Here is a 26588-nt window from a genome sequence, read left to right as displayed (position 1 = left end):
GGGGCCGCCCGTGCCGGTCCATCCGGCCATCCGTCCCGGCCCGGCCCGGGGCCCGGCCCGATCGAGCGCGTCGAGCGCTCCGGAGCGGCCGACCGCGGCGCGATCCGCCCGGCCCCCGGACCCGGCCGACGCCGCCCGAGCGCCTGGTACGGGCCCGGATCAGGCGCGGATCGATCCGGAGCCCCTGGTGCGGACCTGGGTCGATCCCGAACGCATGGGCTCGGGCCGGGATCGATCCGGAGCGCCTGGTACGGGCCCGGATCGACCTGGAGCGCCTGGCCGGACCGCCCACCCAGGAGGCCCGGAGGGACGCTCCACCCGCACCCCGCCCGGCCCGGGACGCCCCGCCCCACAGCGCGACACGCCCCCCGAACGGGCGGCCCTCCCCGCGCGTGCCTGAGCCGGGACCGAACCGGTCGCTCGGCCCGCCGTCCCGCCGCGCCCGGCCCGCGCCCCGGCGGACGGCGGTCGGGCGCCCCGCCACGCAGACCGCCCGACCGCCCACACTCTGTATCAGCCATTGATACGGTCGTCCGGCGCCTCGTCGCCGTCTGCGAGAATTGGCCCCGTGATCTCCCGAATCGATCTGCGCGGCGACGCCCTCCCCGAGGGCCCGGCCCTGCGCGACCTGCTGCCCCGAGCCGACTTCGACGTTCAGGCCGCCCTGGAGAAGGTGCGCCCGATCTGCGAGGCCGTGCATCATCGGGGCGACGCGGCGCTGATCGACTTCGCCGAGAAGTTCGACGGCGTCCGCCTGGAGTCGGTGCGGGTCCCGGCCGAGGCGCTCGACGAGGCGCTCGAACGGCTCGATCCGGCCGTGCGCGCGGCCCTGGAGGAGTCCATCCGCCGAGCCCGCGTCGTCCACCGCGCTCAGCGCCGCACCACGCACACCACCCAGGTCGTGCCCGGCGGCTCGGTCACCGAGAAGTGGGTGCCGGTGGACCGCGTCGGGCTGTACGCGCCCGGCGGCCGGTCCGTCTATCCGTCGTCCGTGGTCATGAACGCCGTGCCCGCGCAGGAGGCCGGCGTCGAGTCGATCGCCCTCGCCTCCCCGGCCCAGGCCGAGTTCGGGGGCCTGCCGCACCCGACGATCCTCGCCGCGTGCGCCATGCTGGGCGTCGACGAGGTCTACGCGGCGGGCGGCGCGACCGCGGTCGCGATGTTCGCGTACGGCACCGAGTCCTGCCCGCCCGCCACCATGGTCACCGGCCCCGGCAACATCTGGGTCGCCGCTGCCAAGCGCTACCTCACCGGCAGGATCGGCATCGACACGGAGGCAGGCCCCACCGAGATCGCGATCCTCGCGGACGGGACCGCCGACCCCGTGCACGTCGCCTCGGACCTGATCAGCCAGGCCGAGCACGACCCGCTGGCGGCCGCCGTCCTGGTCACCGACTCGGTCGAGCTGGCCGAGGCGGTGGAGAAGGAGCTCTTGCCGCAGGTCGAGGCCACCCGGCACGTCGAGGACCGGATCCGCCCGGCGCTCACGGGCAAGCAGTCCGCGATCGTCCTGGTCGACGGCATCGACGAGGGCCTCAGGGTGGTCGACGCGTACGCGGCCGAGCACCTGGAGATCCAGACCGCGGACGCCGCCTCCGTCGCGGACCGCGTGCGCAACGCGGGCGCGATCTTCGTCGGCCCGTGGGCGCCGGTCTCGCTCGGCGACTACGCGGCCGGTTCCAACCATGTACTCCCGACCGGCGGCTGCGCCTGCCACTCCTCGGGCCTGTCCGTCCAGTCCTTCCTGCGCGGCATCCACGTCGTCGACTACACGAAGGACGCGCTGGCCGAGGTCGCGCAGCACGTGGTGACGCTGGCGGAGGCGGAGGACCTGCCGGCGCACGGCGCGGCGATCAAGGCCCGGTTCGCATGGAAGGTGCCCGAGAGCAAGTGACCTTCGGAATCAACGATCTTCCTGTACGGGACGAGCTGCGCGGCAAGTCCCCCTACGGCGCGCCCCAACTGGACGTGCCCGTACGGCTGAACACCAACGAGAACCCCTATCCGCTGCCCGAGCCTCTGGTCGAGCGGATCGCCGAGCGCGTGCGCGAGGCCGCCCGCGGCCTCAACCGCTACCCCGACCGTGACGCGGTCGAGCTGCGCACGAAGCTCGCCGAGTACCTGACGAAGACCGCGGGGTACCGGGTCGGCCTGGAGAACGTCTGGGCGGCCAACGGCTCCAACGAGGTCATCCAGCAGCTGCTGCAGACCTTCGGCGGACCGGGCCGCAGCGCGATCGGCTTCGAGCCGTCGTACTCGATGCACGCGCTCATCGCGCGCGGCACGGGCACCGGCTGGATCTCCGGCCCCCGCAACGACGACTTCACGATCGACCTCGCGGCCGCCGAGCGGGCGATCGCCGAGAGCCGCCCGGACGTCGTCTTCGTCACCTCCCCGAACAACCCCACCGGCAACGCGGTGCCGCCCGAGACGGTCCTCGCCCTGTACGAGGCAGCGCAGGCGGCGAAGCCGTCGATGGTCGTCGTGGACGAGGCGTACATCGAGTTCAGCCACGGCCGCTCGCTGCTGCCGCTCATCGAAGGGCGGCCGAATCTCGTCGTCTCGCGGACGATGTCGAAGGCGTTCGGCGCGGCCGGACTGCGTCTCGGCTATCTCGCCGCGCACCCGGCGGTCGTGGACGCCGTCCAGCTCGTCCGGCTGCCCTACCACCTGTCGGCGGTCACCCAGGCGACCGCCCTGGCCGCGCTGGAGCACACCGGCACGCTGCTCAAGTACGTCGAGCAGCTGAAGTCCGAGCGGGACCGGCTGGTCACCGAGCTGCGCGCGCTCGGCTACGACGTCACCGAGTCCGACGCCAACTTCGTGCAGTTCGGGCGGTTCGCCGACGCCCACGAAGCCTGGCGGAAGATCCTCGACCGGGGCGTCCTGGTCCGGGACAACGGCGTGCCGGGGTGGCTGCGGGTCAGCACCGGAACACCGCAGGAGAACGACGCGTTCCTGGACGCGGCACGTGAGCTGAAGAAGGAGCAGAGCGCATGAGCCGGGTAGGCCGCGTGGAGCGGACCACCAAGGAGACCTCCGTGGTCGTCGAGATCGACCTCGACGGCACCGGCAGGACCGACATCGCGACCGGCGTCGGCTTCTACGACCACATGCTCGACCAGCTGGGCCGGCACGGTCTGTTCGACCTGACCGTGAAGACCGAGGGCGACCTGCACATCGACTCGCACCACACCATCGAGGACACCGCGCTCGCCCTCGGCGCCGCCTTCCGGCAGGCCCTCGGCGACAAGGTGGGGATCTACCGCTTCGGGAACTGCACGGTCCCGCTGGACGAGTCGCTGGCCCAGGTGACCGTCGACCTGTCCGGCCGCCCCTACCTCGTGCACACCGAGCCCGAGAACATGGCGCCGATGATCGGCGCGTACGACACCACGATGACCCGGCACATCCTGGAGTCCTTCGTCGCCCAGGCCCAGATCGCGCTGCACGTCCACGTGCCGTACGGGCGCAACGCGCACCACATCGTGGAGTGCCAGTTCAAGGCGCTGGCGCGGGCCCTGCGGTACGCCAGCGAGCGCGATCCGCGCGCGGCCGGCATTCTCCCGTCCACGAAGGGTGCGCTGTAGAGCCATGAACGGTACCTCGACCGTCCTGATCGTCGTCGGCCTCTTCCTCGTCGGCGGGATCATCTCCTTCGTCCGGCAGAAGATGCCGAAGAGCCTCATCGTGCTGCTCTCGATCGGCGCGGCGATGTGTCTCGTCGCCGGCGTCATGCGCCTGGAGGTGTGGAATTGAGCACGCCCAGGAGCGTCGTCGTCTTCGACTACGGCTTCGGGAACGTCCGCTCCGCCGAGCGCGCCCTCGCCCGCGCCGGGGCCGACGTCGAGATCACCCGTGACTTCGACAGGGCCATGAACGCCGACGGACTGCTGGTGCCGGGCGTCGGCGCCTTCGCCGCCTGCATGCACGGCCTGCGCGAGGCGCGCGGCGACTGGATCATCGGCAGGCGGCTGGCCGGCGGACGCCCCGTGATGGGCATCTGCGTCGGCATGCAGATCCTGTTCGCGCGCGGCATCGAACACGGGGTGGAGACCGAGGGCCTGGACGAGTGGCCCGGCACGGTCGAGCCGCTGCAGGCCGACATCGTGCCCCACATGGGCTGGAACACCGTCGAGGCGCCGGCCGACTCGGAGCTGTTCGCCGGCCTGGACGCGGACGCGCGCTACTACTTCGTGCACTCCTACGCCGTCCACGACTGGCAGCTCGAGACGCACAGCCCGGCCCTGCGGGCCCCCAAGGTCACCTGGTCGACGCACGGCAAGCGCTTCGTGGCGGCCGTGGAGAACGGCGCCCTGTGGGCCACGCAGTTCCACCCCGAGAAGTCCGGCGACGCCGGTGCACAGCTGCTCACCAACTGGATCGGAACCCTGTAGACCATGGCCAAGCTCGAACTGCTTCCCGCCGTCGACGTCCGCGACGGCCAGGCCGTCCGCCTCGTGCACGGCGAGTCCGGCACGGAGACCTCGTACGGCTCTCCCCTGGAGGCTGCCCTCGCCTGGCAGCGGGCGGGCGCCGAGTGGCTGCACCTGGTCGACCTTGACGCCGCGTTCGGCACCGGCGACAACCGCGCGCTGATCGCCGAGGTCACGAAGGCCATGGACATCAAGGTGGAGCTGTCCGGCGGCATCCGGGACGACGGCACCCTGGCCGCCGCACTGGCCACCGGCTGCACGCGTGTGAACCTCGGCACGGCCGCCCTGGAGACCCCCGAGTGGGTCGCCAAGGTCATCGCCGAACACGGCGACCGGATCGCGGTCGGCCTCGACGTGCGCGGCACCACCCTGCGCGGCCGCGGCTGGACCCGTGACGGCGGCGACCTCTACGAGACGCTGGAGCGCCTCGACACGGAGGGCTGCGCGCGGTACGTCGTCACCGACATCGCCAAGGACGGCACGCTGCAGGGCCCGAACCTGGAGCTGCTGAAGAACGTCTGCGCCGCCACCGACCGCCCGGTCGTGGCCTCCGGCGGCGTGTCGTCCCTGGACGACCTGCGGGCGATCGCCGGCCTCGTGTCCCTCGGTGTCGAAGGCGCGATCGTCGGGAAGGCCCTCTACGCGAAGGCGTTCACCCTGGAAGAGGCACTGGAGGCTGTGTCGTCATGACGTCCGAAGCCGTGCGGCGTGTGCAGAGCGGAAGTCCTTGGGAAGAGACCTTCGGTTTCGCACGCGCCGTCGCGGCGGGCGACCGTGTGCTGGTGGGGGGCACGACGGCCTTCCGGGGCCGGGTGCTGTACGGCGAGGGCGACCCGTACGAGCAGGCCAAGGTGGCCTTCGCCGGCGCGGTCGAGGCGATCGGCGAGTTCGGGCTCGGCATCGAGTCCGTGGTACGGACCCGGATGTACCTGGCGCATCTGCGGGACGTCGACGAGGTGGGCCGAGCCCACAAGGAACTGTTCGACGCGGTGCGCCCGGTCGCGACCCTGCTGGTCGTGGAGGGCTTCGTCGATCCGCGCATCCTGGTCGAAGTGGAACTGGAAGCCTTCAGGGGCTAGAAGGAGCCTTCAGAGGCGGGAAGCAGCCTTCTGGGGCCGGAGCAGCAAGAGGAGCCGTGGATTCATGACCCTGGCGGTCCGAGTCATCCCCTGCCTGGACGTGGACAACGGCCGGGTCGTCAAGGGTGTCAACTTCCAGAACCTGCGCGACGCGGGCGACCCCGTCGAAATGGCCAAGGTCTACGACGCCGAGGGCGCCGACGAGTTGACGTTCCTGGACATCACCGCGTCCTCGGGCAACCGCGAGACGACGTACGACGTGGTGCGCCGCACCGCCGAGCAGGTGTTCATCCCGCTCACCGTCGGCGGCGGCGTGCGCTCCGCCGAGGACGTGGACAGGCTGCTGCGGGCGGGCGCCGACAAGGTGGGCGTCAACACGGCCGCGATCGCCCGCCCGGATCTGATCCGCGAGATCGCCGAGCGGTTCGGCCGGCAGGTGCTGGTGCTGTCCGTGGACGCGCGGCGCACCCCGTCGGGGAGCTTCGAGGTGACCACCCACGGGGGCCGCCGCGGCACCGGCATCGACGCGGTGGAGTGGGCGCACCGCGCCGCCGAGCTGGGCGCGGGGGAGATCCTGCTCAACTCGATGGACGCGGACGGCACCAAGGACGGCTACGACCTGGAGATGATCGCGGCCGTGCGCAAGCACGTGACCGTGCCCCTCATCGCGTCCGGCGGCGCGGGCAGCCCGGCCGACTTCCCGCCGGCCGTCGCCGCGGGCGCGGACGCGGTGCTGGCGGCGTCGGTGTTCCACTTCGGGGATCTGCGGATCGCCGAGGTGAAGGAGACCCTGCGGAAGGCGGGCCACCCCGTCCGCTGACACCGGCCTGCACCGGCAAGACAGGAAAGAGAAGTTGCGCAAAATCAATTGCGCAACTTTTCTTTCGTATCTACGGTGAGCGGCATGACACGCAAGGAGAACCGCCGGATCACGGACGTGGGGACGCTGAAGGCGCTCGCGCATCCGCTGCGGGCGGACCTGTACCGGTTGGTCTGCATCCATCGCGTCGCGACCGCCTCACAGCTCGCCGACGACGTCGACGAGGCCGTCTCGCTGGTCAGCTACCACCTGCGCAAGCTCGCCGAGCACGGGCTGATCGAAGAGGCGGAGCCGCAGAGCGCGGACGGGCGGGAGCGCTGGTGGCGGCCCGCCTCGGACGGGGTGAGCATCCACGACGAGGACTTCCGCGGCGAACCGGCGAGGGCCGCGGCCCATCTGGCCGCCTCGCGGCTCTTCCACGACCAGCGTGCCGACCGCTACCGCCGCTACCTCGACGAGCGCCCGGCCTGGAGCGCCGAGTGGAACACCGCCTCGGTGGACAACGAGTCCTGGCTGCGGCTCACCGCGGGCGAACTGAACCAGCTGCGCGAGGAGCTGGAGGCGATCGCCCGGAAGTACGACGAGAAGGGCCGCGCCGCCGAGGCCGCGGGTGACACCGAGGGGCGCGAGTACGTCGCGCTGCACCTGTACGGATTCCCGTTCCGCGTCTGAGAGGCCATTGCCGTGACCGGTACCGCGACCCCGACCCCGACCGCGACCGCCGCCGGACCGCACGCGCCCGAGCTCCCCGCCCACCGCGACGGCAACGTCCTGCGCTGGATCGGCGCCTACGCCGCGTCGGCGGTGGGCGACAGCGTCTACTACGTCGCCCTGTCCTGGGCCGCCGTGCGGACCGGATCCCCCGCCCAGGCCGGGGTGGTGATGTCGCTCAGCGCCCTGCCGCGCGCCGTGCTGATGCTGGGCGGGGGAGTGGTCGCCGACCGGTTCGGACCGCGGCGGGTCGTCATCGGCGGCGACGCGGTGCGCTGCGCGACCGCGCTCGCCGTGGCCGGGCTGCTGTTCCTGACGCGCCCGGGCCTGTGGCCGCTGGCCCTGCTCGCGCTGGTCTTCGGTTCCGTCGACGCGGTGTTCGTGCCCGCCGTCGGCGCGCTCCCGGCGCGGATCACCGGCAGGAGCCAGCTCGCCCGGGTCCAGGGGATGCGAGGGCTCGTGGAGCGGTTCGCGAACGTCGCCGGCGCCCCGCTCGGCGGCCTCGGCGTGGCGATGGGCGGTGCGGCGGCCGCGTTCGGGCTCGCCGGGCTGCTGATCGCGGTGTCGGTGCCGCTGCTGGTCTCCGTACGGTTCCGCGAGCTGCCGCCCGACGACACGGCGGCACCCGGGAGGGGGACGCCCTGGCGCGATCTGCGCGAAGGACTGCGCTACCTCCGCGGCCACCGTGTCCTCGCGCCCCTGACCGTCGCCATCGCCCTCGGGGACCTCGGCTTCGTCGGCCCGCTCAACGTCGGCCTGGCGCTGCTCGCCGACGAGCGCGGCTGGGGGGCCTCCGGCATGGGCTGGGTGCTCGCCGGGTTCGGCACCGGCGCGGGCACGGCCGCGCTGGCGCTGACGGTGCGGGGGCGGCTGCCGTCCGCGGGACGGGTCGCCGGGGTCTCCGTCCTGGCGGGCTCCGTCGCGATCGGCGCCCTCGCCCGGGCACCGAGCCTGCCCGCGGCCGTCGGCACCGCCCTTCTCATCGGGCTGCTCGCCGGCCTCAGCGGGGCACTGTGCGGTGCCCTGCTGCAGACCCTGGCCGACCCCGCCTACCTCGGCCGGGTCAGCGCGGTCGGCGGCATCGTCAGCCTCGGCATCGCGCCGCTGACCATGCCGCTGACCGCCGCCGCCATCGGAGCGTGGGGCACCGGCCCCGTGTTCGCCGTGAGCGCCGCGGTCTGCGGCCTCGGCGGGGTGATCGCCCTGGGGGTGCGCGACCTGCGCCGCGCCGAACTCCCCCGTTGAGGGGCCCCGGCCGCCCTCGGACGCCGCGGAGCCCCGGACGACCCTAGATCCCCAGCTCCTTCGCGTCCTGCATCTTGGCCACGGCGTCCTTGTCGCCCTCCAGCTGCACGTCCGCCGCCCGCTGCCGTCCCATCGTGAACATCAGCAGCTCGGAGGGCTCGCCCGTGACCGTCACGACCGGTGTGCCCCGGTGCGCGACCGCCGTCTGCCCGTCGGGGCGGCGCAGCACCAGACCCGTGGGCGCGCCGCGGCTGACCAGGCGGGCGGTGCGCTCCAGCCGCGACCACAGGGCGTCCTGGAAGACCGGGTCGAGCTCGCGCGGCGTCCAGTCGGGCTGCGCGCGGCGCACGTCCTCCGTGTGGACGTAGAACTCGACGATGTTCGCCATCTCGTCGATCTGCTTCAGCGAGAAGGGCGAGAACCGCGGCGGACCCGTACGGATGAGCTGGATCAGTTCCTCGTACGGCTTGTCGGTGTACTCGGCCATGACCCGGTTCAGCCGGGGTTCGAGCTGCTTGAGGAGGGCGCCGCCGGCCGCGTCGGGGCGGCGCTCGCGCACCACGACATGCGCGGCCAGGTCACGGGTGGTCCAGCCCTCGCACAGGGTGTGCGCGTCCGGGCCCGTGGCCTCCAACAGGTCGGCGAGGAGGAGTCGTTCACGCTTGGCATGGGTCGACATGCAGTCAGCCTACGACCGGGGGCACGGTCCGCCCACCGGACGCCGGCCGGGCACGGCGGCCCGGCGCGGCACAATGGGCGGCATGACCAGCACGCCTCCGCCCAGCAGGCCCAGCGGCCTGGACCCCGAGATCGCGGCGCGTCTCAAGCGCAGCGCAGACGGGCTGCTCCCCGCCATCGCCCAGCAGTACGACACCGGGGAGGTGCTGATGCTCGGCTGGATGGACGACGAGGCGCTGCACCGCACGCTGACGACCGGGCGGTGCACATACTGGTCGCGCAGCCGCCGGGAGTACTGGGTCAAGGGCGACACGTCCGGCCACCTCCAGCACGTGAAGTCGGTCGCCCTCGACTGCGACGCCGACGCCGTGCTGGTCAAGGTCGACCAGGTCGGCGGCGCCTGCCACACCGGCGACCGCACCTGCTTCGACGCCGACGTGCTGCTCAAGGACGCCGGTTCCGGCGCGCCGTCCGGGGATCAGTAAGGTCGGCCGCCATGGACCTCGAGACGTTCCGCAAGCAGGCCACCGACCGCCGCGTCATCCCGGTCACGCGCAAGCTCCTGGCCGACGGCGACACGCCGGTCGCGCTCTACCGCAAGCTCGCCGCCGAGCGCCCCGGCACCTTCCTGCTGGAGTCCGCTGAGAACGGCCGTTCCTGGTCCCGCTACTCCTTCGTGGGCGTCCGCAGCGCGGCGACCCTCACCGCGAAGGACGGCCAGGCCCACTGGCTCGGCGCTCCGCCCGTCGGCGTCCCCGTCGACGGTGACCCGCTGGCCGCCCTCCGGGCCACCATCGAGACCCTTCACACGCCCCACCAGGAGGGTCTGCCGCCCTTCACCGGGGGCATGGTCGGCTATCTGGGCTACGACATCGTGCGCCGCCTGGAGAAGATCGGGCCCGGCGAGCGCGACGACCTCGGGCTCCCCGAGCTGACCATGCTGCTCACCAGCGACCTCGCCGTCATGGACCACTGGGAGGGCTCGGTCCTGCTGATCGCCAACGCGATCAACCACAACGACCTCGACACCGGCGTCGACGAGGCCTACGCGGACGCCGTGGCCCGCCTCGACGCGATGGAGGCCGACCTGTCCCGCCCGGTCGCCCAGCCGCCCGCCGTGCTCCCGCCCTCCGAGCTGCCCGAGTACACGGCCCGCTGGGGCGGTACGGACTTCCAGGACGCCGTCGAGGACATCAAGGAGCGCATCCGCGCGGGCGAGGCCTTCCAGGTGGTCCCCTCGCAGCGCTTCGAGACGCCGTGCACGGCCGGCGCGCTGGACGTGTACCGGGTGCTGCGCGCCACCAACCCGTCGCCGTACATGTACCTGTTCCGCTTCGACGGTTTCGACGTCGTCGGGTCCAGCCCGGAAGCCCTGGTGAAGGTCGAGGACGGCCGGGCGATGGTTCACCCGATCGCGGGAACCCGGCACCGCGGCGCCACCCCGCAGGAGGACCAGGCCCTCGCCGAGGAGCTGCTGGCCGACCCCAAGGAGCGCGCCGAGCACCTGATGCTCGTCGACCTGGGCCGCAACGACCTGGGCCGGGTCTGCGAGCCGGGCTCGGTGGAGGTCGTCGACTTCATGTCCGTCGAGCGGTACTCGCACGTGATGCACATCGTCTCCACCGTGACGGGCCGGGTCGCCCGCGGCCGCACGGCCTTCGACGTCCTGACGGCCTGCTTCCCGGCGGGCACGCTCTCCGGCGCGCCCAAACCACGCGCGATGCAGATCATCGACGAGCTCGAACCGTCCAGGCGGGGCCTGTACGGCGGCTGCGTCGGCTATCTCGACTTCGCCGGCGACTCCGACACCGCCATCGCCATCCGAACGGCCCTGCTGCGCGACGGCACCGCGTACGTCCAGGCGGGCGCGGGCATCGTCGCCGACTCCGACCCGGTCGCCGAGGACACCGAGTGCCGCAACAAGGCGGCGGCGGTGCTGCGGGCGGTCCACACGGCGAACCGGCTCGGCCGGTGAGCCGATCGGCCGACGGGCCGACAAGGGGTCCCGGGTGACGGTTCGCCCGGGGCTCAGGCGATAGTGGACTACGTGACTGCCGTACCTCACCCCCGATCCGAGGCCGCCGCGCCCGCGCGCTCCGGCCGCCGCAGCCTCGCCCTCGCCCTGCTGTGCGGGGCGGCAGGCGCGGCCGTGGTGCTGCTCTCCTCCCGGCAGAGCTGGTCCTCGGGGACCGTGGCGGTGGCCGGCGGGGACTTCCCGCTGACCGCCAAGGGAAGCGACGTCACGGGCGTGCCCGCGGCCCTCGCCGTCGTGGGCCTCGCCGCGCTCGTCGCCGTCTTCGCCGTCCGCAGCACCGGCCGTCTGCTCGTCTCCGGGCTGCTCGCGCTCTCCGGCGCGGGCACCGTCGCCGCGGCGCTCCTGGGCGCCGGCGACAGCTCGGCGCTGGACGAGAAGGCGGCCCAGGCGGCCGGCGACACCGCCGCGACCGCCGCCGCGCTCACCCACACCGTCTGGCCGTACATCACGGCGGCCGGCGGGGCGCTCGTCCTTCTCGCCGGGCTGCTCGCCCTGCGCCACGGCCGGCTGTGGCCGGCCATGTCCGGCCGCCACGAGCGCGGCGGCACGCCCGGCCCGCGCAGGACCGCTCCGGTCGACCCGGACCGCCCCGAGGACCTGTGGAAGGCGCTCGACCGGGGCGAGGACCCGACCGGCGCCTGAACGGCCCACCGCCACGCGAGGGCGACCCCGAGTCACCTCATACGCGCGGGTACGGGACAATGGTTGCCGAGCGTCCGACTCACATGTGCACATTCAGCTAACGAGGAGCAAGTCATGGCGGGCAGCAGCCACGGTCACACCCCGGCCGCCTGGACCGGCGTCATCATCGCCTTCATCGGTTTCTGCGTCGCGGGCGCTTTCACCGTGATGGACCAGCCCATCGGCTTCTGGGCGGGCATGGTGCTGATCGTCGGCGGCGCCGTCGTCGGCGGCATCATGCGGCAGATGGGCCTCGGCCAGCCGAAGCCGGCGCACTCGGCGCACCAGCCGGCGAGCGCGACGGAGCGCTGAGCCCTCCCCGACTGTGCACGAGAGGCGGCCCCCGCCCTGAGCGCGGGGGCCGCCTCTCGCGTGTCCGGGCGCGGTGGGCGAACCGGGCGCGGGACGGGCAGAATGCGAGGTGTGAACGCCGAATCCGCTCCTGTGACCGCGTCGCCTACGGGCCCCGGGGCAGCCGCCGCGCTCCGGCGTGCCGCCGTCCCCGCCGGGGTGCTCGCGAGTGTCGTCGCGGCCTTCGCGTACGTCGGGGCCGTGGACCCCAACGAGCCCGGGCACTACCCGGTCTGCCCGCTGCTGCGCCTCACGGGCGTGTACTGCCCCGGCTGCGGCGGACTGCGGGGTGCGCACGCCTTCGTGCACGGGGACGTACTGGCGGCGCTCCAGGACAACGCCCTGGCCGCCGTCGGCTATCCGGTCTTCGCCGTGCTGTGGGCCGTGTGGGTGGTCCGCGCGGTGCGGGGACGGCCGCTGGGCATCGACCTCCGGCCGGTGCACCTGTGGAGCCTGGGAGCGTTGCTGCTGGTCTTCACGGTTGTCCGGAACCTGCCGTTCGGTGGCTGGCTACATCCTTGATCAACTGACGAATGTCCAGTATGGGGGCACCTCCCGCCCGAGCCGTGCGAAGCTGGTTCGAGGGTGGGGGAGGGACCGGCGTCAACCGGATGCGAGGCCTACGCCTTCCTCCGGATACCATCACAGTGACCATCGGTTTCGTCCGACAAGCGGTCCCGGTGGGCCGAGGCTCAATCCGGTTGAGCCGCTTGAATCGTCAACCGCCAGGAAGGGGGCCGCTCGCGTGAGTGTGCTCGACGAGATCATCGACGGAGTCCGTGCCGACCTCGCGGAGCGGCAGGCGCGCGTCAGCCTCGACGAGCTCAAGGAGCGCGCGGCGAAGGCGCCCGCGGCCAGGGACGGCCTCGCCGCCCTGCGCGGTGACGGGGTCAAGGTGATCTGCGAGGTCAAGCGGTCCAGCCCGTCCAAGGGTGCGCTCGCGGCGATCGCCGACCCGGCGGGTCTCGCGGCGGACTACGAGGCGGGCGGTGCCGCCGTCATCTCCGTGCTCACCGAGCAGCGCCGCTTCGGCGGCTCGCTGGCCGATCTGGAGGCCGTGCGGGCCCGGGTCGACATCCCGGTGCTGCGCAAGGACTTCATCGTCACCTCCTACCAGCTGTGGGAGGCACGGGCGTACGGCGCGGACCTCGCGCTGCTGATCGTCGCCGCCCTCGACCAGCCCGCCCTCGAGTCCCTCATCGAGCGCGCCGGGTCCATCGGGCTCACGGCGCTCGTCGAGGTGCACGACGAGGAGGAGGTCGAGCGGGCGGTGGACGCCGGCGCGAAGGTGATCGGCGTCAACGCCCGCAACCTCAAGACCCTGGAGGTCGACCGCTCCACGTTCGAGCGGGTCGCCCCCGAGGTCCCCGCGGGGATCGTGAAGGTCGCCGAGTCCGGCGTCCGCGGACCGCACGACCTGATCGCGTACGCCAACGCGGGTGCCGACGCGGTGCTCGTGGGCGAGTCGCTGGTGACCGGGCGCGACCCGAAGACGGCGGTCGCCGACCTGGTGGCGGCGGGCGCGCACCCGGCGCTGCGGCACGGGCGGGGCTGACACCCCGGTAGGGTTGGCGCTGATGATGCTCACGATCACCATGGCGACCAGGGATCCGTATGCCCGCCTCGCCCGCGGATGCCGGCCGCGCGGCTGCCGGGCGCCCGCGCGGCGCGTGCACGGGCGACGGGTGCGGTACGTCATCGGTGACGAGCCGGGCCAGGTGAACGGCAGGCGATGGCGCTGCCGCGTGCGCGCCGCCCGCCGGCGGCCGGCCTGAGCCGGACGCCGTCCGCCACACGGGCCGGACCGCTCCGTCCGCCGCTCCCCGCCTCCCGCGACGACGGGCGGCGGCGGACGCGGGGGACGACGCGCGCACGCCACACACGTGACTCCCGTCCGACCAACCCGGGGCAGCACGCCCCTGCGAGGTAACCGCATGCCCAGCGAGTTCTTCATCCCCGACCCCGAAGGCCGGGTTCCCAGCGCCGAGGGCTACTTCGGCGCGTACGGCGGCAAGTTCATCCCGGAGGCCCTCGTCGCCGCCGTGGACGAGGTCGCCGTCGAATACGACAAGGCGAAGACCGATCCCGAGTTCGCCCGCGAACTCGACGACCTGCTCGTCAACTACACCGGCCGGCCCAGCGCCCTCACCGAGGTGCCGCGGTTCGCCGAGCACGCCGGCGGCGCCCGGGTGTTCCTCAAGCGCGAGGACCTCAACCACACCGGATCCCACAAGATCAACAATGTGCTCGGGCAGGCCCTGCTCACCCGGCGCATGGGCAAGACCCGGGTCATCGCGGAGACCGGCGCCGGCCAGCACGGCGTCGCGACCGCGACCGCCTGCGCGCTGTTCGGGCTCGAGTGCACGATCTACATGGGTGAGATCGACACCCGGCGCCAGGCCCTCAACGTGGCCCGCATGCGCATGCTCGGTGCCGAGGTCGTCGCCGTGAAGTCCGGCTCGCGCACCCTGAAGGACGCCATCAACGAGGCGTTCCGCGACTGGGTCGCCAACGTCGACCACACCCACTACCTCTTCGGCACCGTGGCCGGACCCCACCCCTTCCCCGCCATGGTCCGCGACTTCCACCGGGTCATCGGGGTCGAGGCCCGGCGGCAGATCCTGGAGCGCGCCGGGCGCCTGCCCGACGCCGCCGTCGCCTGCGTCGGCGGCGGCTCCAACGCCATCGGGCTCTTCCACGCCTTCATCCCCGACACGTCCGTGCGGCTGATCGGCTGCGAGCCCGCCGGCCACGGCATCGAGACCGGCGAGCACGCCGCCACCCTCAGCGCCGGCGAGCCCGGCATCCTGCACGGCTCACGGTCGTACGTGCTGCAGGACGAGGAGGGCCAGATCACCGAGCCGTACTCGATCTCGGCGGGTCTCGACTACCCGGGCATCGGCCCCGAGCACGCCTACCTCAAGGACAGCGGCCGCGGCGAGTACCGCGCCGTCACCGACGACGCGGCGATGCAGGCCCTGCGCCTGCTGTCCCGCACCGAGGGCATCATCCCGGCCATCGAGAGCGCCCACGCGCTCGCCGGCGCCCTGGAGGTCGGCAGGGAGCTGGGCAAGGACGGGCTGATCGTGGTCAACCTGTCCGGCCGCGGCGACAAGGACATGGACACGGCCGCCCGCTACTTCGGCCTGTACGACACCGACGCGTCCGTCGCCGCGGACGCCGACAGCGACACCGCCGAGATCGAGGGGGACGCCAAGTGAGCGGGAACATCCGGCTGCTGTCCGACACCATCGCCGCCGCGAAGGCGGAGGGGCGGTCCGCGCTCATCGCCTACCTGCCGGCCGGCTTCCCGACCGTCGACGGCGGTATCGCGGCGATCAGGGCGGTCCTCGACGGCGGCGCCGACATCGTCGAGGTGGGCCTGCCGCACAGCGACCCCGTCCTCGACGGGCCCGTCATCCAGACCGCCGACGACATCGCCCTGCGCGGAGGGGTCAAGATCGCCGACGTCATGCGCACGGTCCGCGAGGTGTACGCGGCGACCGGCAAGCCGGTGCTCGTGATGACGTACTGGAACCCGATCGACCGCTACGGCGTGGAGCGCTTCAGCGCCGAGCTGGCCGAGGCGGGCGGCGCCGGCTGCATCCTGCCGGACCTGCCCGTGCAGGAGTCGGCCCTGTGGCGGGAGCACGCCGACAAGCACGGGCTCGCCACGGTCTTCGTGGTCGCGCCCAGCAGCAGGGACGAGCGGCTCGCCGCGATCACCGCGGCGGGCTCCGGCTTCGTCTACGCGGCCTCGCTCATGGGCGTCACCGGCACCCGCGAGTCCGTCGGCGCACAGGCCCAGGACCTGGTCCGCCGCACCCGGGCGACCACCGGGCTGCCGGTCTGCGTCGGCCTCGGCGTCTCCAATGCCGCGCAGGCAGCCGAGGTGGCCGGGTTCGCCGACGGTGTCATCGTGGGCTCGGCGTTCGTGAAGCGGATCCTGGACGCGGAGGACGAGGCGGCGGCCTTGGCGGCCGTGCGCGCCCTGGCGGGCGAGCTGGCCGAAGGCGTCCGCGCCGCCGCCTGACGCGGCGAGGGGTGGCCGGGAGGCCATTCCCCTCACTCGAAGGGGTGGACCTGGGGCCGGGGAGGCGCGCTGCGCCTCCCCGGTTCGTTCTGCCCCATGTGAGCGAGAAGAACCGTGACGGAAAGCGCACCGCCCGTGAGCGGATGGCGATCGAGCGAGAGAAGCAGCGGGCCGCGGACAAGCGCCGCCGGGCGCTGATCGTGGGCGCCTCGGTCGTCTGCGTCCTGGCCCTGGCGACGGTGGTGGGCGTCCTTGCGGCGAACGCCGGCAAGGGCGGCAAGCAGAGCGACTCCGCAGGGCCCGCCGTGGCTCCCTCGGGGGCTGTGGGCAAGGACGGCCTTGCGATCCCGGTCGGCCGGGACTCCGCCAAGTCGACCCTCACGGTGTGGGAGGACTTCCGCTGCCCGGCCTGCGAGGCGTTCGAGACCGCCTACCGCCCGACGATCCACCAACTGGTCGACGCCGGAAAGCTCAAGGTCGAGTACCACCTCGTCACGCTGATCGACGGAAACCTGGGCGGCAGCGGATCCCGTCGCGCGGCCAACGCGGCGGCGTGCGCCCAGGACGCCGGCAAGTTCCTGAGCTACCACGACACGCTGTACCGGAACCAGCCCCAGGAGACCCAGGACACGTTCGGCAACGACGGCAAGCTCATCGGGCTGGCGGGCAAGGTGCCCGGTCTGGACACACCGGCGTTCCGGAAATGCGTCGAGGACGGCAGGCACAACAGCTGGGTGGTGAAGTCGCACGCCGCGTTCCAGAGCGGCGGCTTCCCGGGCACGCCGACCGTGCTGTTCGGCGGGAAGAACATCTACGCCGACCGGACGATGACACCGGCGAAACTGAAGCTGATGGTGGAGGCGGCCACCAAACGCTGAGGCGCGCCGGGCGGTATCCCGGTCCGCCGGCGCGGGCACCGTACGTTATGGACCCGTAGCCGGTGCGGGTTGCCACCCCGTGTGTCCGGCACGGTAGCGTCGGTCCTGCCATGGAACTTGCCTACATTCCCAGCCCGTCGCGCGGGGTGCTGCATCTCGGCCCCATCCCGCTGCGCGGCTACGCGTTCTGCATCATCATCGGTGTCTTCGTAGCCGTGTGGCTTGCCAACAAGCGCTGGATCGCCCGGGGCGGCCGAGCCGGCACGGTGGCCGACATCGCCGTCTGGGCGGTGCCGTTCGGCCTCGTCGGCGGGCGCCTCTACCACGTGATCACGGATTACGAGCTGTACTTCAGCGAGGGCCGTGACTGGGTGGACGCCTTCAAGATCTGGCAGGGCGGGCTCGGCATCTGGGGCGCGGTGGCGCTCGGGGCGGTCGGCGCGTGGATCGGCTGCCGGCGCCGGGGCATCCCGCTGCCCGCGTACGCCGACGCCGTCGCGCCCGGCATCGCCTTCGCCCAGGCGATCGGACGCTGGGGCAACTGGTTCAACCAGGAGCTGTACGGACGGCCGACGGATGTTCCCTGGGCACTGCACATCACCTCGTCGACCGACGGACGGGTCCCGGGCTACTACCACCCGACCTTCCTGTACGAGTCGCTGTGGTGCATCGGTGTCGCGCTGCTGGTGATCTGGGCGGACCGCCGCTTCACACTGGGGCACGGGCGGGCGTTCGCGCTGTACGTGGCGGCGTACTGCGTGGGCCGTTTCTGGATCGAGTACATGCGGGTCGACGACGCGCACCACATCCTCGGTCTGCGGCTGAACGACTGGACCGCGATCGGGGTGTTCCTGCTCGCCGTGATCTACATCGTGGTGTCGGCCCGGCTGCGGCCCGGCCGGGAGGCAGTGGTCGAGCCGGGTGCCTCCGAGGCCACGGGCGAGGACGCCTCCGGTGGTGAGGTGCCGGACGGGGACGCGGCGGAGCAGCAGAAGAAGAAGCCGCAGGCCACGGACGAGAAGACGACGTCCGCGGAGGCTTCGGACGCTCCGGGGGCCGCGGACGCCCCGAAGACCGGACAGACCACGGAAGCGGCGGAGGCCGCCGAGAACGCTGACGGCGCCGAGAACGCTGACGCCGGCAAGACCGCTGCCGCTGCCGCTGCCGAGGGCGCCGGCACCGTCAAGACCGTCAAGACCGCCAAGACGGACGACGCCGTCAAGACGGATGACGCCGCCGGGACCGCGGAGACTGTCGTGACCGTCGAGACCGCGGAGGTCGCCGAGGCCACGGAGGTCGCCGAGGCCACGGACGCGGAGACGGTCGGGGCCGGGCAGGACGAGGCCGAGTCGGCCAAGAGGGTCTGAGGACCGTACGCACCCGACCGGGGGCGCCGTATCGCCCGATACGGCGCCCCCGGTCCGTTCCCGGAGAGGAAGGCCCGGCCGCCGCGGTCCGGCTTCTCATCGCCGCCGCCGGGCCAGGGACAGTGTCAGCTGGGCCTCCCGCACCACCGCCGTGTCGATGAAGCGCCCGTCGGGGAGGGCCTGGGCGCCCTGGTCCCTGGCCGCGGCCTTCAGGACCTCCTCCGCGCGGGAGATCTCCTCCGCGGTGGGCGCGTAGGCCCGCTCGATGACGGGCAGCTGTCGGGGGTGGATCGCGGCGCGGCCCAGGAAGCCCAGGGTGCGGCCATGGGCGCAGGAGGCCGCCAGGCCCTCCAGGTCCCGGATGTCCGGGTGGATCGACTGGGCCGGCGGAGGCAGCGCCGCCGCCCGCGCGGCCACCACCACGCGCGAGCGTGACCAGTCGAGACCCGCGTCCTCGCGCACCCCCAGGTCCGCCCGCAGATCCGCCTCGCCCAGCGCGATGCCCCGTACGGCCGGATGTGCCGAGGCGATCGCGAACGCCCGCTCCACACCCAGGGCTGTCTCCAGGAGGGCATGGAGGGGGACCGCGCCGCCCGCGGAGACCGCCCGCTCCGCGACGCGGACCACGTCCGACGCAGACGTCACCTTCGGCAGGCGCAGCCCCGACAGTCCGGGCAGGGCGGTCAGCGCCGCCAGGTCCGCCTCCGCCCAGGGGCTGTCCAGTGCGTTCACCCGGACGTGCACCGGGACCGGGGGGCGCTGCGACAGCCGTTCCGCCGTCGCCGTCCGCGCGTACTCCTTGCGGTCGGGGGCGACCGCGTCCTCCAGGTCGATCAGCACCACGTCCGCCCCGGACACCAGGGCCTTGCCGACCGTCTCCGGGCGGTCTCCGGGCGCGTACAGCAAGGTCAGCGGGGGGAAGGCTCCTCCCGCGGTCACAGGGCGCCCTCCGCCCGGAGCGCGGTGATCTCCGGGCCCGTGAGCCCGAGCTCGGTCAGGACCGCGTCCGTGTCGGCACTGTGCGGGCGGCCCGCCCAGCGGATCGTGCCGGGCGTCGCGGAGAGGCGGAACAGGACGTTCTGCATGCGCAGCCGGCCCAGCTCGGGATCGTCGGGGATCGTGGTGATCGTCTCCAGGGCCGTGTACTGCGGGTCGGTCATCACATCCCGTACGTCCTGGACCGGCGCCACCGCGGCCTCCGCCTTCTCGAACACCTCCAGTACCTCGGCGCGCGTGCGGCGGGCGATCCATCCGCCGACCGCCGCGTCGAGCACGTCCGCATGGCGGGCCCGCCCGGTACCCGTCGCGAACCACGGCTCGTCGGCCAGCTCCGGGCGGCCGACCAGGCGCATCACCCGCTCGGCGACGGACTGCGCGGAGGTGGAGACGGCGACCCAGTGGCCGTCCGCGGTGCGGTAGGTGTTGCGCGGGGCGTTGTTCTGGGAGCGGTTGCCGGTGCGTGGCTGCACATGGCCCAGCTGGTCGTACCAGGTCGCCTGCGGACCGAGGACCATGAGGATCGGTTCGATGATCGCCATGTCCACCACCTGGCCGGCGCCGGTGCGGTCCCGGGCCGCGAGGGCCGTCATCACCGCGTACGCCGTCGCCAGGCCGGCGATCGAGTCGGCCAGCCCGAAGGGCGGGAGCGTCGGGGGCGCGTCCGGCTCCCCGGTGATCGCCGCGAACCCGCTCATCGCCTCGGCGAGCGTGCCGAAGCCGGGGCGGTGCGCGTACGGGCCGAACTGGCCGAAGGCGGTCACCCGGGCCAGCACCAGACGGGGGTTGGCGGCCGACAGTTCCTCCCAGCCCAGGCCCCACTTCTCCAGGGTGCCCGGGCGGAAGTTCTCGATGACCACGTCGGCGCCGGCGGCGAGACGCAGCAGCGTCGTCCGGCCGCCGGGCTTCGACAGGTCCAGTGTCATCGCGCGCTTGTTGCGGCCGAGCAGCTTCCACCACAGGCCCACCCCGTTCTTCGCCGGGCCGTGCCCGCGTGAGGGGTCGGGCCGGGACGGATGCTCGACCTTGATGACCTCGGCACCGAAGTCACCGAGCAGCGTGGCGGCGAGGGGGCCGGCGAAGAGGGTCGCGAGATCGAGGACGCGCAGGCCGGTGAGGGGAGGGGTCATGAGCGGAGGGATTCCCGGTGGGTGAGGTGGGCCAGGGTGTCGAAACCGATGCCGTTGAAGTCGCCGACGGACGTGGCCAGCCGGTTCTTGAGCGGGGTCGTCCAGCGGTCGGGCAGCGCGCGGGGGTGTCCGGCCAGCAGCCCCGCGATGCAGCCGGCCGTCGCGCCGGCCGAGTCGGTGTCCCAGCCCCCCGCCACCGCACGGCAGATGGAGCCCGTGAAGTCGCCGTCGGCGTGGGTGAGGGCCGCGGCGATCAGCGCGGTGTTGGGGACGGCGTGGACCCAGTGGTACGCGCGGTGCGCGGCGTGGAGTTCGTCGACGACCGAGTCGAAGTCCTCCGTGCCGCGGGCGAGCCGGACCGCGTGGCGGACGGCGCGTGCGAGCCGGGAGCCGGGCGGCACGACACAGAGGCCGGTGCGCAGGCAGTGGTGGACGTCGTGAGCTCCGGTGGCCGCCTCGGCGACGGCGGCGGCCGTGAACATCGCCGCGTGGACGCCGTTCGCGGTGTGGGTGAGGGTGGCGTCGCGGTGGGCCTGTTCGGCGGCGGCGGCCGGGTCGCCGGGGTTCGTCCAGCCGTGCACGTCGGCGCGGATCAGGGCGCCGATCCACTCGCGGAACGGGTTGCGGTGGCGGGCGGTGCGCGGGGGCTCGACGCCGGAGAGGAGATTGCGGTAGGCGACGCGTTCGGCGGTGAAGGTGCGGCCGGCGGGGAGTTCGTCGAGCCAGAGCCGTGCCACGTCGGCGGTGGTGAAGCCCCTGCCGTATCGCTGGAGCAACAGAAGGTTCAGCAGCGGGTAGTTGAGGTCGTCGTCCTCGGGCATGCCGTCGATGTTCTCGGCGAGGGAGGTCGCCGCGGAGCGGCGGTTCCAGGGGTGGGCCGCCGTCAGCTCCGGGGGCACTCCCCGCGCTGTGAACCAGGTCCTCAGCGGCCAGTTGCCGGTGGCCCGGGCGAGTCGGCGGATGCCGTCCAGGGGGAGCTTCTCGACGGGTTTGCCGAGCAGGCAGCCGGCGGCCCGGCCGAGCCATGCGGCCTCCAGGCGTGCCTCGGCCGGGGCCGCGGACGAACGAGCGGGGTCCGTCGCCCCCGGGCCGGGTCCGCGGACCGGCCAGTCGGGGCACAGTGACTTGATGCGCTCCAGGTCCGTCGGCTCACGCTCCGTCAGGCTGCTGGGCAGGTCGGCGAGTTCGTCCAGCAGATCCTCCGCGAGGAGCCGCAGGTACGGAGACACCGGCTCCGGTGACGCCCCGGCGCGGTCCGGCGCCGGTGGACCGCCCGCCGCCGTCCACCGCGCCGCGATCGCCGACGGCTCCCGGCCGTCCTGTTCCGCCTGGCGGAGCTCGTGGCCGAGCAGGTCCTCCGGCTGCGCCCAGGTCAGTCGGAGCACCTCAGCCCCCGATCCCGGCGAACGCCGCCTCGTGGGCCCGGCGGCGGTGCACGTCCCGGGCGAAGATCTCCCGTGCGACCTCCGTGAGCGCGCCCGCCGGTGCGTGCAGATCGAGGCGGCTCGCCTCGGCGACGGTCTTCGCCCAGTACGACGGGACCTCCGAGCCCAGCGCTCCCGTGATCGCGCCCGCCATCGTCGCGATGGAGTCGCAGTCCCGGCCGTAGTTCACCGAACCGAGCACCGCATGGCGGTAGTCGCCGCGGGCCACCACCATCATGCCCAGCGCCACCGGGAGTTCCTCGATGGTGTGCAGCCGGGACGGGCGCCGGGCACCCAGGGACGGCGCCCGGTAGTCGGGGCCCACCGTGTCGTAGGGCGCCACCGCCTCCCGCAGCGGGCCCAGCGCCGACTCGAAGTCCGAGTAGTGGGAGGCCGTCTCGCAGACCGTCTCGATGGCGGCGCGCGTCCCGTCCTTCGCCAGCGACAGGCACGCCGCCACGACCGAGTCGGGGGTCGCACCGGGTGCGCAGGCCGCGGCGACCGCCGCCGCGAAGACGCCCGCGGCCTCCCTGCCGTACGACGACTGGTGCGCGCCCGCGATGTCCAGCGCCTCGGCGTACGCACCCGCCGGATGGGCCGCGTTGACCAGACCGACCGGCGCCATGTACATCGTGGCACCGCAGTTGACGATGTTGCCGACGCCGGCTTCGCGGGGGTCGGCGTGGCCGTAGTGCAGCCGGGCCACCAGCCACTTCTCCGCGAGGAAGACCCGCTGGAGGGGGATCGCCTCCGCCTCGAGTTCCGGAATCCAGCGGGGGTTGGCCATCAGGTCGGGGACCAGGTGGTCGGCGATCGCGTAGGCGTCGAGATGGTCGCGGACGGCCGCGTACACGCGGACCAGCGCATGGGTCATCAAGGTGTCGTCGGTGACGTGGCCGTCGCCCTTGTGGTACGGGGCGATGGGGCGGGCCGTGCGCCAGGCGTCGCCGTGCCAGGGCCCGACGATCCCGTGCACGCGGCCGCCGTGCCGCTCGACGATCTCCTCGGGGGAGCGGCCCTCGACGGGTCCGCCGAGGGCGTCGCCGACGGCGGCGCCGACCAGGGCGCCGGTGATGCGTTCACCGAGAGTGGGAGTCGCGCCGAGAGTGGGAGTTGCGCCGAGAGTGGCAGTCGCGCCGAGAGTGGGAGTCGCGCCGGGTGCGGGCTGTCCGGCGGAGGCGGGCCTCCCGTCGGAAACATGCGTCTCGTCGGGAGTGAGTGTCTCGTCAGGAGTGGGCGTCATGCCCGAATCATCCACCTGGAGCGACCAGTTCCGTCGCCTCCAGGAGTTCGGCGAGGTGTACGAGGTCGGTGCCGGTCAGGCGGGGGAGCACACAGCCCGAGAGGGTGCGGCAGGCGTCGCGCCAGGCGGGCGGGATCGCATCGCCTCCGCCCAGGGCACCCGTGAGGGCGCCCGTCAGCGCCGGGGCGGAGTCGGCGACCCGTGACAGGCAGGCCGCGGCGGGCACCGCCTCCGCGATCCGGCCGCGCGCTGCCGTCGCCAGCGCGAGTGCGACCGGGACGGTCTCCGCGGCCGCGATGCCGTAGCTGTAGACGTGGTCGACGATCTGGTGTTCCAGCAACGGCACGACGGAGAAGGTTCCGTCGCCGTCGCGGGCCAGCAGCAGCGCGTGCCGGGCGTTGCGGCCGATCTCGGTCGACTCGGGGAGTTCCGCCAGGGCGGCCGCCACGCAGGTGTCCACGGCCTCCCCGGTCAGAGCGAGCGAGAGGGCCGCGGCCATGGCGCGCGCGCCGTGCACCCCGTCGCCGTCCTGCGTGTAGCGGGCGTCGAACTCGGCGAGTTCCGCGGCGAGTCGGGGATCGCCCGGATGTGCCACCGCGAGGACGCAGGCCCGCACGCAGGCCGCGTCGTCGAAGTAGTGCGGGTTGTCGTGACCGGTGGCGGGCGGCCGCAGACCGGCGGCGAGGTTGCCGAGCCCCGCGCGTACGGAGATACGGGCGCGCAGCGGCAGGAGCGCCGACTCGACCTCGGGCGCGCGCTCGGCTGCGGCGGCGACCTCGCTGGCGACGGCGTTCCAGGACAGGTCGATGGCCGCGCGCATCCGCCGCTGCCGTCCGAGGTCGCCGAGCGCGCCGTCGTCCCCGGCCCGCAGCACGGCCTCCGCGGCGAACGCCGCCCACTCGGCGTCGTCCGACGGCCCGAGCCTGAGCGGTTCCGGCGGCTGGTTGAGGGCGATGGGGACGGGCAGGGTGGTGGTCGCGTTCTGCTCGGCGAAGGTGTCCAGCTCCCGGGTCAGCCGCCGGGTCCACTCGGGCATCCGGGCGGCGCGGTGCCGGGCGGCGGGCCACCCGGCGGCGTCGCCCGCGGCGAGCCCGAGCAGGAGCCCTTCGATACGGCGGGGGCCGGCGCACGCGTTCACGGCCCCGCCTTCCCCCCGTCGCCCGCAGGCGCGCACCCCGCGGGACCGGGACGCGCCCGGCAACCGCCCCGCGCGGGGCCGGAGTGCGGGCGCGCGGGGCCGGCGTGCTCCACGAGGTCTTCCCGCCCTGTGGCGATCCCCGCCCCCCACACCCCGGCGATCCCCGCCCCCCACTTCCCGCCCTCGCCCGGCGTCAGCAACTCCGCCACGTCCAGCACGTGGTGCCCCTCCATGGACGGCAGGCAGCGGCCGCGTGCCGGGCCGATCGCCGCGGCCCACTCGGCCGGGATCGCCGAGACGCCGCGCGCCGCGCCCGCCAGGGCCCCGGCGACCGCGGCCGTGGTGTCGGCGTCCCGGCCCATGTTGACCGCGGTGAGCACCGACTCGGGGAAGTCGCCGTCCGCCGCCGCGTACGCGCCGAAGGCCAGGGCCACCGCCTCGGGGGCCAGGTCCGTCCAGGGATAGCCGCCGATCACCACCGCGGAGCGGACGGCGCGGGCGCCGCGGTGGGCCGCGGCGACCGCGCGGCGCAGGGAGCGGGCCGTCCATGAATCCTCGGGGACGACCGCGAGGGCCGAGGCCACCACGGTGCTCGTCGGCGCGCCCGCCATCGCCGCCGCGACCCCGGCCGCGACGGCCTGTCCGCCGTAGATGCCCTCCCCTTCGTGGCTCACCGAGCCGTCGATCGCCACCAGCCGGGCGGCCTCCGCCGGGCGTCCCGCGGCGAAGACGCCGAAGGGGGCCGCGCGCATGGCCAGGCCGTCGCTCCAGGCGTGCCGGTGCTGCGCCGAAATGGGTGCCGCGAGGCCCCGCCTGAGGTTCTCCAGCGTGCCCCGCTCGCTGAACCCCGCCCCGCGGAACGGCCCCTCGTCGCGGTCCGCGATCCACTCGTGCCAGGCCGACTCGACGTGCGCGACGGTGAGCGCCGAGCCGTGCCGGGCCAGCAGCAGTCCCGAGAAGATCGCGTACTCGGTGTCGTCCGTGCCGGAGGGCTGCTGCGCCACGTACCCTGTGATGCGGCCCCAGCGGGCGCGGATCTCCGACGGTTTCATGTTCTCGGCGGGCGCGCCCATCGCGTCCCCCACGGCGAGGCCGAGCAGCGCACCGCGCGCCCGTTCGCGCAGACCGGCGGCGTCCTCGGGTGCGGGGGCCGGGGGAATACGGGCGATGGAACCCATGCGGTGCCACTCCTCTCAGGGCACCCCCCTCGTCCCGGGGCGACGGAGCCCCCTGTGATCTGTCCCACCGGAGGGGCCCGTCAGAGCCTGAGGGACCTCAGCATCACCCGTCCGACACCGGGATGCGGGTACTCTCACGAGTGGCCTCCACAGACAAACGCGCAGGTTAGCCCAGCCTTTCCTTGCTGGCGGGACAGAAAATCCGAGCGTACTTTTGTAGTTGTCGAAAAGTGGAAGCAGTCCAATCACGCACCTCTGGGGGGCCGGCCATGGCCATCATCGAGACCGAAGCGACGCTGCACGAGGCGCACCGCGACAACCACACGCACCGTGATGTGAACGGTGGCTGGCTGCGCCCGGCCGTCTTCGGCGCGATGGACGGGCTGGTCTCCAACCTGGCCCTGATCACGGGTGTGGCCGGCGGAGCGGTCAGCCGGCAGACCATCATCATCACGGGGCTCGCGGGCCTGGCCGCCGGCGCCTTCTCCATGGCCGCAGGCGAGTACACCTCTGTCGCCTCGCAGCGCGAGCTCGTCGAGGCCGAGCTCGAAGTGGAGCGCCGCGAGCTCAGGAAGCACCCCGAGGACGAGGAGGAGGAGCTGGCGGCGCTGTACGAGGCGCGCGGCGTCGACCCGGACCTCGCCCGCAAGGTCGCCAAGCAGCTCTCCCGCGACCCCGAGCAGGCCCTGGAGATACACGCGCGCGAGGAGCTCGGCGTCGACCCGGGCGAGCTGCCCTCCCCGATGGTCGCCGCGGTCTCCAGCTTCGGGGCGTTCGCGCTCGGCGCCATCCTGCCGGTCCTGCCGTATCTGCTCGGGGCCCGGGCCCTGTGGCCCGCCCTGCTGGTCGCCCTGATCGGGCTGTTCGCGTGCGGCGCGGTCGTGGCCAAGGTGACGGCGCGCACCTGGTGGTTCAGCGGTGTGCGGCAGCTGGCGCTGGGCGGTGCGGCGGCGGGTGTGACGTACGTCCTGGGTACTTTGTTCGGTACCGCCGTAGGATGAGTGTCGCCCCCTGTGTGTGCTGCCGGTGCGAGGGACCGCACAAGTAGTTGTTACCCGGCGGTTTCGACCGCATGACCACGGGGCATGAGCCGTAAGCGCCGCGGGCAATGACGCCTGCTCCGCACCTGTCGCGGTGGGCGACGATGTCCACCGCACCCCGGGCC

The 26588-nt window shown here is 73.4% G+C and carries 28 protein-coding genes and 1 pseudogene; 22 read left to right on the top strand and 7 right to left on the bottom strand.

All coding sequences use genetic code 11. From position 1 onward, the window contains the following. The first annotated feature begins 568 nt into the window (after positions 1-568). The 10 genes from hisD to ACZ79I_RS09560 all read left to right on the top strand — a co-directional run bounded on the left by hisD (position 569) and on the right by ACZ79I_RS09560 (position 8291). Complete coding sequence (gene hisD, locus ACZ79I_RS09605) at positions 569-1894, top strand: histidinol dehydrogenase (RefSeq protein WP_471496031.1); 1326 nt, start codon at positions 569-571, stop codon at positions 1892-1894. Continuing rightward, positions 1891-3000 (top strand): histidinol-phosphate transaminase, encoded by a 1110-nt coding sequence (locus ACZ79I_RS09600; RefSeq protein WP_471496029.1) that lies wholly within the window; start codon positions 1891-1893, stop codon positions 2998-3000. Before hisD ends, ACZ79I_RS09600 begins: the two co-directional genes overlap by 4 nt. Further along, on the top strand, positions 2997-3590 hold the full coding sequence (gene hisB / locus ACZ79I_RS09595) for an imidazoleglycerol-phosphate dehydratase HisB (protein WP_471496027.1): 594 nt from the start codon (positions 2997-2999) through the stop codon (positions 3588-3590). Before ACZ79I_RS09600 ends, hisB begins: the two co-directional genes overlap by 4 nt. 4 nt (positions 3591-3594) lie before the next feature. Beyond that, the gene (locus tag ACZ79I_RS09590; RefSeq protein ID WP_471496025.1) at positions 3595-3759 is read left to right on the top strand and encodes a hypothetical protein; all 165 of its coding nucleotides are present in this window, start codon (positions 3595-3597) and stop codon (positions 3757-3759) included. Continuing rightward, entirely contained in the window at positions 3750-4397 is a 648-nt protein-coding gene (gene hisH, locus ACZ79I_RS09585) for an imidazole glycerol phosphate synthase subunit HisH (RefSeq protein ID WP_471496023.1), read from the top strand. The genes ACZ79I_RS09590 and hisH overlap by 10 nt, the downstream gene beginning before the upstream one ends. Before the next feature lie 3 nt (positions 4398-4400). Then, positions 4401-5126 carry a bifunctional 1-(5-phosphoribosyl)-5-((5-phosphoribosylamino)methylideneamino)imidazole-4-carboxamide isomerase/phosphoribosylanthranilate isomerase PriA gene (priA, locus tag ACZ79I_RS09580; RefSeq protein ID WP_471496021.1) on the top strand — a complete coding sequence of 242 codons (726 nt, stop codon included), beginning with the start codon at positions 4401-4403 and terminating at the stop codon, positions 5124-5126. Continuing rightward, positions 5123-5515 carry a RidA family protein gene (locus ACZ79I_RS09575; protein WP_471496019.1) on the top strand — a complete coding sequence of 131 codons (393 nt, stop codon included), beginning with the start codon at positions 5123-5125 and terminating at the stop codon, positions 5513-5515. The genes priA and ACZ79I_RS09575 overlap by 4 nt, the downstream gene beginning before the upstream one ends. A gap of 64 nt (positions 5516-5579) precedes the next feature. Further along, positions 5580-6335, top strand: a complete 756-nt coding sequence (gene hisF, locus ACZ79I_RS09570) for an imidazole glycerol phosphate synthase subunit HisF (RefSeq protein WP_471496018.1) — start codon at positions 5580-5582, stop codon at positions 6333-6335. 84 nt (positions 6336-6419) lie between these two features. Further along, positions 6420-7007 carry an ArsR/SmtB family transcription factor gene (locus tag ACZ79I_RS09565; protein ID WP_471496016.1) on the top strand — a complete coding sequence of 196 codons (588 nt, stop codon included), beginning with the start codon at positions 6420-6422 and terminating at the stop codon, positions 7005-7007. A 12-nt stretch (positions 7008-7019) separates the two neighbouring features. Next, complete coding sequence (locus ACZ79I_RS09560; RefSeq protein WP_471496015.1) at positions 7020-8291, top strand: MFS transporter; 1272 nt, start codon at positions 7020-7022, stop codon at positions 8289-8291. 43 nt (positions 8292-8334) lie between these two features. Here the strand turns inward: ACZ79I_RS09560 and ACZ79I_RS09555 are convergent, their stop codons facing one another. Continuing rightward, on the bottom strand, positions 8335-8970 hold the full coding sequence (locus tag ACZ79I_RS09555) for a TIGR03085 family metal-binding protein (RefSeq protein ID WP_471496013.1): 636 nt from the start codon (positions 8968-8970) through the stop codon (positions 8335-8337). An 82-nt stretch (positions 8971-9052) separates the two neighbouring features. Between ACZ79I_RS09555 and hisI the strand changes: the two genes are divergently transcribed. The 11 genes and pseudogenes from hisI to lgt all read left to right on the top strand — a co-directional run. Further along, complete coding sequence (gene hisI, locus ACZ79I_RS09550) at positions 9053-9454, top strand: phosphoribosyl-AMP cyclohydrolase (protein ID WP_471496011.1); 402 nt, start codon at positions 9053-9055, stop codon at positions 9452-9454. A gap of 11 nt (positions 9455-9465) precedes the next feature. Then, positions 9466-10944 (top strand): anthranilate synthase component I, encoded by a 1479-nt coding sequence (locus ACZ79I_RS09545; RefSeq protein ID WP_471496009.1) that lies wholly within the window; start codon positions 9466-9468, stop codon positions 10942-10944. Between the two features lie 63 nt (positions 10945-11007). After that, positions 11008-11646 carry a TIGR02234 family membrane protein gene (locus ACZ79I_RS09540; protein ID WP_471496007.1) on the top strand — a complete coding sequence of 213 codons (639 nt, stop codon included), beginning with the start codon at positions 11008-11010 and terminating at the stop codon, positions 11644-11646. Positions 11647-11760: 114 nt separating this feature from the next. After that, complete coding sequence (locus tag ACZ79I_RS09535) at positions 11761-11997, top strand: HGxxPAAW family protein (protein ID WP_471496005.1); 237 nt, start codon at positions 11761-11763, stop codon at positions 11995-11997. 102 nt (positions 11998-12099) lie between these two features. After that, on the top strand, positions 12100-12558 hold the full coding sequence (locus ACZ79I_RS09530) for a DUF2752 domain-containing protein (RefSeq protein ID WP_471496003.1): 459 nt from the start codon (positions 12100-12102) through the stop codon (positions 12556-12558). A 223-nt stretch (positions 12559-12781) separates the two neighbouring features. Beyond that, entirely contained in the window at positions 12782-13591 is an 810-nt protein-coding gene (gene trpC, locus ACZ79I_RS09525; RefSeq protein WP_471496002.1) for an indole-3-glycerol phosphate synthase TrpC, read from the top strand. Positions 13592-13613: 22 nt separating this feature from the next. Continuing rightward, a complete protein-coding gene (gene trpM, locus ACZ79I_RS09520) occupies positions 13614-13811 on the top strand; it encodes a tryptophan biosynthesis modulator TrpM (protein ID WP_471496000.1) in 198 nt (65 codons plus the stop codon). A 159-nt stretch (positions 13812-13970) separates the two neighbouring features. Next, positions 13971-15257 (top strand): tryptophan synthase subunit beta, encoded by a 1287-nt coding sequence (gene trpB, locus ACZ79I_RS09515; protein WP_471495998.1) that lies wholly within the window; start codon positions 13971-13973, stop codon positions 15255-15257. Next, positions 15254-16069: a tryptophan synthase subunit alpha gene (gene trpA, locus ACZ79I_RS09510; protein ID WP_471495996.1), complete on the top strand. Its 816-nt coding sequence runs from the start codon at positions 15254-15256 to the stop codon at positions 16067-16069. Before trpB ends, trpA begins: the two co-directional genes overlap by 4 nt. A gap of 98 nt (positions 16070-16167) precedes the next feature. Next, positions 16168-16947, top strand: a complete 780-nt coding sequence (locus ACZ79I_RS09505) for a DsbA family protein (RefSeq protein WP_471495994.1) — start codon at positions 16168-16170, stop codon at positions 16945-16947. Between the two features lie 110 nt (positions 16948-17057). After that, positions 17058-17883 (top strand): annotated as a pseudogene (gene lgt, locus ACZ79I_RS09500) (prolipoprotein diacylglyceryl transferase); the annotation flags it as partial. 527 nt (positions 17884-18410) lie between these two features. Here lgt and ACZ79I_RS09495 read toward each other — a convergent pair. The 6 genes from ACZ79I_RS09495 to ACZ79I_RS09470 are packed head-to-tail and all read right to left on the bottom strand — an operon-like array spanning position 18411 to position 25423. Beyond that, positions 18411-19253 (bottom strand): HpcH/HpaI aldolase/citrate lyase family protein, encoded by an 843-nt coding sequence (locus ACZ79I_RS09495; protein WP_471495992.1) that lies wholly within the window; start codon positions 19251-19253, stop codon positions 18411-18413. Further along, a complete protein-coding gene (locus tag ACZ79I_RS09490) occupies positions 19250-20440 on the bottom strand; it encodes a CaiB/BaiF CoA transferase family protein (RefSeq protein ID WP_471495990.1) in 1191 nt (396 codons plus the stop codon). The genes ACZ79I_RS09495 and ACZ79I_RS09490 overlap by 4 nt, the downstream gene beginning before the upstream one ends. Continuing rightward, positions 20437-21825, bottom strand: coding sequence for an ADP-ribosylglycohydrolase family protein (locus ACZ79I_RS09485; protein ID WP_471495988.1), 1389 nt, complete (start codon positions 21823-21825; stop codon positions 20437-20439). Before ACZ79I_RS09485 ends, ACZ79I_RS09490 begins: the two co-directional genes overlap by 4 nt. A gap of 1 nt (position 21826) precedes the next feature. Further along, the gene (locus ACZ79I_RS09480; RefSeq protein ID WP_471495987.1) at positions 21827-23107 is read right to left on the bottom strand and encodes an ADP-ribosylglycohydrolase family protein; all 1281 of its coding nucleotides are present in this window, start codon (positions 23105-23107) and stop codon (positions 21827-21829) included. 7 nt (positions 23108-23114) lie between these two features. After that, entirely contained in the window at positions 23115-24245 is a 1131-nt protein-coding gene (locus tag ACZ79I_RS09475) for an ADP-ribosylglycohydrolase family protein (protein WP_471495985.1), read from the bottom strand. Further along, entirely contained in the window at positions 24242-25423 is a 1182-nt protein-coding gene (locus ACZ79I_RS09470) for an ADP-ribosylglycohydrolase family protein (RefSeq protein WP_471495983.1), read from the bottom strand. Before ACZ79I_RS09470 ends, ACZ79I_RS09475 begins: the two co-directional genes overlap by 4 nt. A gap of 269 nt (positions 25424-25692) precedes the next feature. On the opposite strand from ACZ79I_RS09470, the gene ACZ79I_RS09465 reads away from it, so the two are divergent. Then, the gene (locus ACZ79I_RS09465; protein WP_471495982.1) at positions 25693-26424 is read left to right on the top strand and encodes a VIT1/CCC1 transporter family protein; all 732 of its coding nucleotides are present in this window, start codon (positions 25693-25695) and stop codon (positions 26422-26424) included. Positions 26425-26588: the final 164 nt, after the last annotated feature.

This window comes from Streptomyces sp. PSU-S4-23 (genome assembly GCF_055632315.1).
Note: the sequence above shows the minus strand (reverse complement) of the source record. Positions and strands in the feature narration are given on the sequence as shown.

Bases quoted from the DNA above. Each gene is read 5' to 3' on its own strand.
- hisB (WP_471496027.1), top strand. From the start codon at position 2,997: ATGAGCCGGGTAGGCCGCGTGGAGCGGACCACCAAGGAGACCTCCGTG.
- ACZ79I_RS09590 (WP_471496025.1), top strand. From the start codon at position 3,595: ATGAACGGTACCTCGACCGTCCTGATCGTCGTCGGCCTCTTCCTCGTC.
- priA (WP_471496021.1), top strand. From the start codon at position 4,401: ATGGCCAAGCTCGAACTGCTTCCCGCCGTCGACGTCCGCGACGGCCAG.
- ACZ79I_RS09575 (WP_471496019.1), top strand. From the start codon at position 5,123: ATGACGTCCGAAGCCGTGCGGCGTGTGCAGAGCGGAAGTCCTTGGGAA.
- hisF (WP_471496018.1), top strand. From the start codon at position 5,580: ATGACCCTGGCGGTCCGAGTCATCCCCTGCCTGGACGTGGACAACGGC.
- ACZ79I_RS09565 (WP_471496016.1), top strand. From the start codon at position 6,420: ATGACACGCAAGGAGAACCGCCGGATCACGGACGTGGGGACGCTGAAG.
- ACZ79I_RS09555 (WP_471496013.1), bottom strand. From the start codon at position 8,970: ATGTCGACCCATGCCAAGCGTGAACGACTCCTCCTCGCCGACCTGTTG.
- hisI (WP_471496011.1), top strand. From the start codon at position 9,053: ATGACCAGCACGCCTCCGCCCAGCAGGCCCAGCGGCCTGGACCCCGAG.
- ACZ79I_RS09545 (WP_471496009.1), top strand. From the start codon at position 9,466: ATGGACCTCGAGACGTTCCGCAAGCAGGCCACCGACCGCCGCGTCATC.
- ACZ79I_RS09535 (WP_471496005.1), top strand. From the start codon at position 11,761: ATGGCGGGCAGCAGCCACGGTCACACCCCGGCCGCCTGGACCGGCGTC.
- ACZ79I_RS09530 (WP_471496003.1), top strand. From the start codon at position 12,100: ATGCGAGGTGTGAACGCCGAATCCGCTCCTGTGACCGCGTCGCCTACG.
- trpM (WP_471496000.1), top strand. From the start codon at position 13,614: ATGATGCTCACGATCACCATGGCGACCAGGGATCCGTATGCCCGCCTC.
- trpB (WP_471495998.1), top strand. From the start codon at position 13,971: ATGCCCAGCGAGTTCTTCATCCCCGACCCCGAAGGCCGGGTTCCCAGC.
- ACZ79I_RS09490 (WP_471495990.1), bottom strand. From the start codon at position 20,440: ATGACCCCTCCCCTCACCGGCCTGCGCGTCCTCGATCTCGCGACCCTC.
- ACZ79I_RS09480 (WP_471495987.1), bottom strand. From the start codon at position 23,107: ATGACGCCCACTCCTGACGAGACACTCACTCCCGACGAGACGCATGTT.
- ACZ79I_RS09470 (WP_471495983.1), bottom strand. From the start codon at position 25,423: ATGGGTTCCATCGCCCGTATTCCCCCGGCCCCCGCACCCGAGGACGCC.
- ACZ79I_RS09465 (WP_471495982.1), top strand. From the start codon at position 25,693: ATGGCCATCATCGAGACCGAAGCGACGCTGCACGAGGCGCACCGCGAC.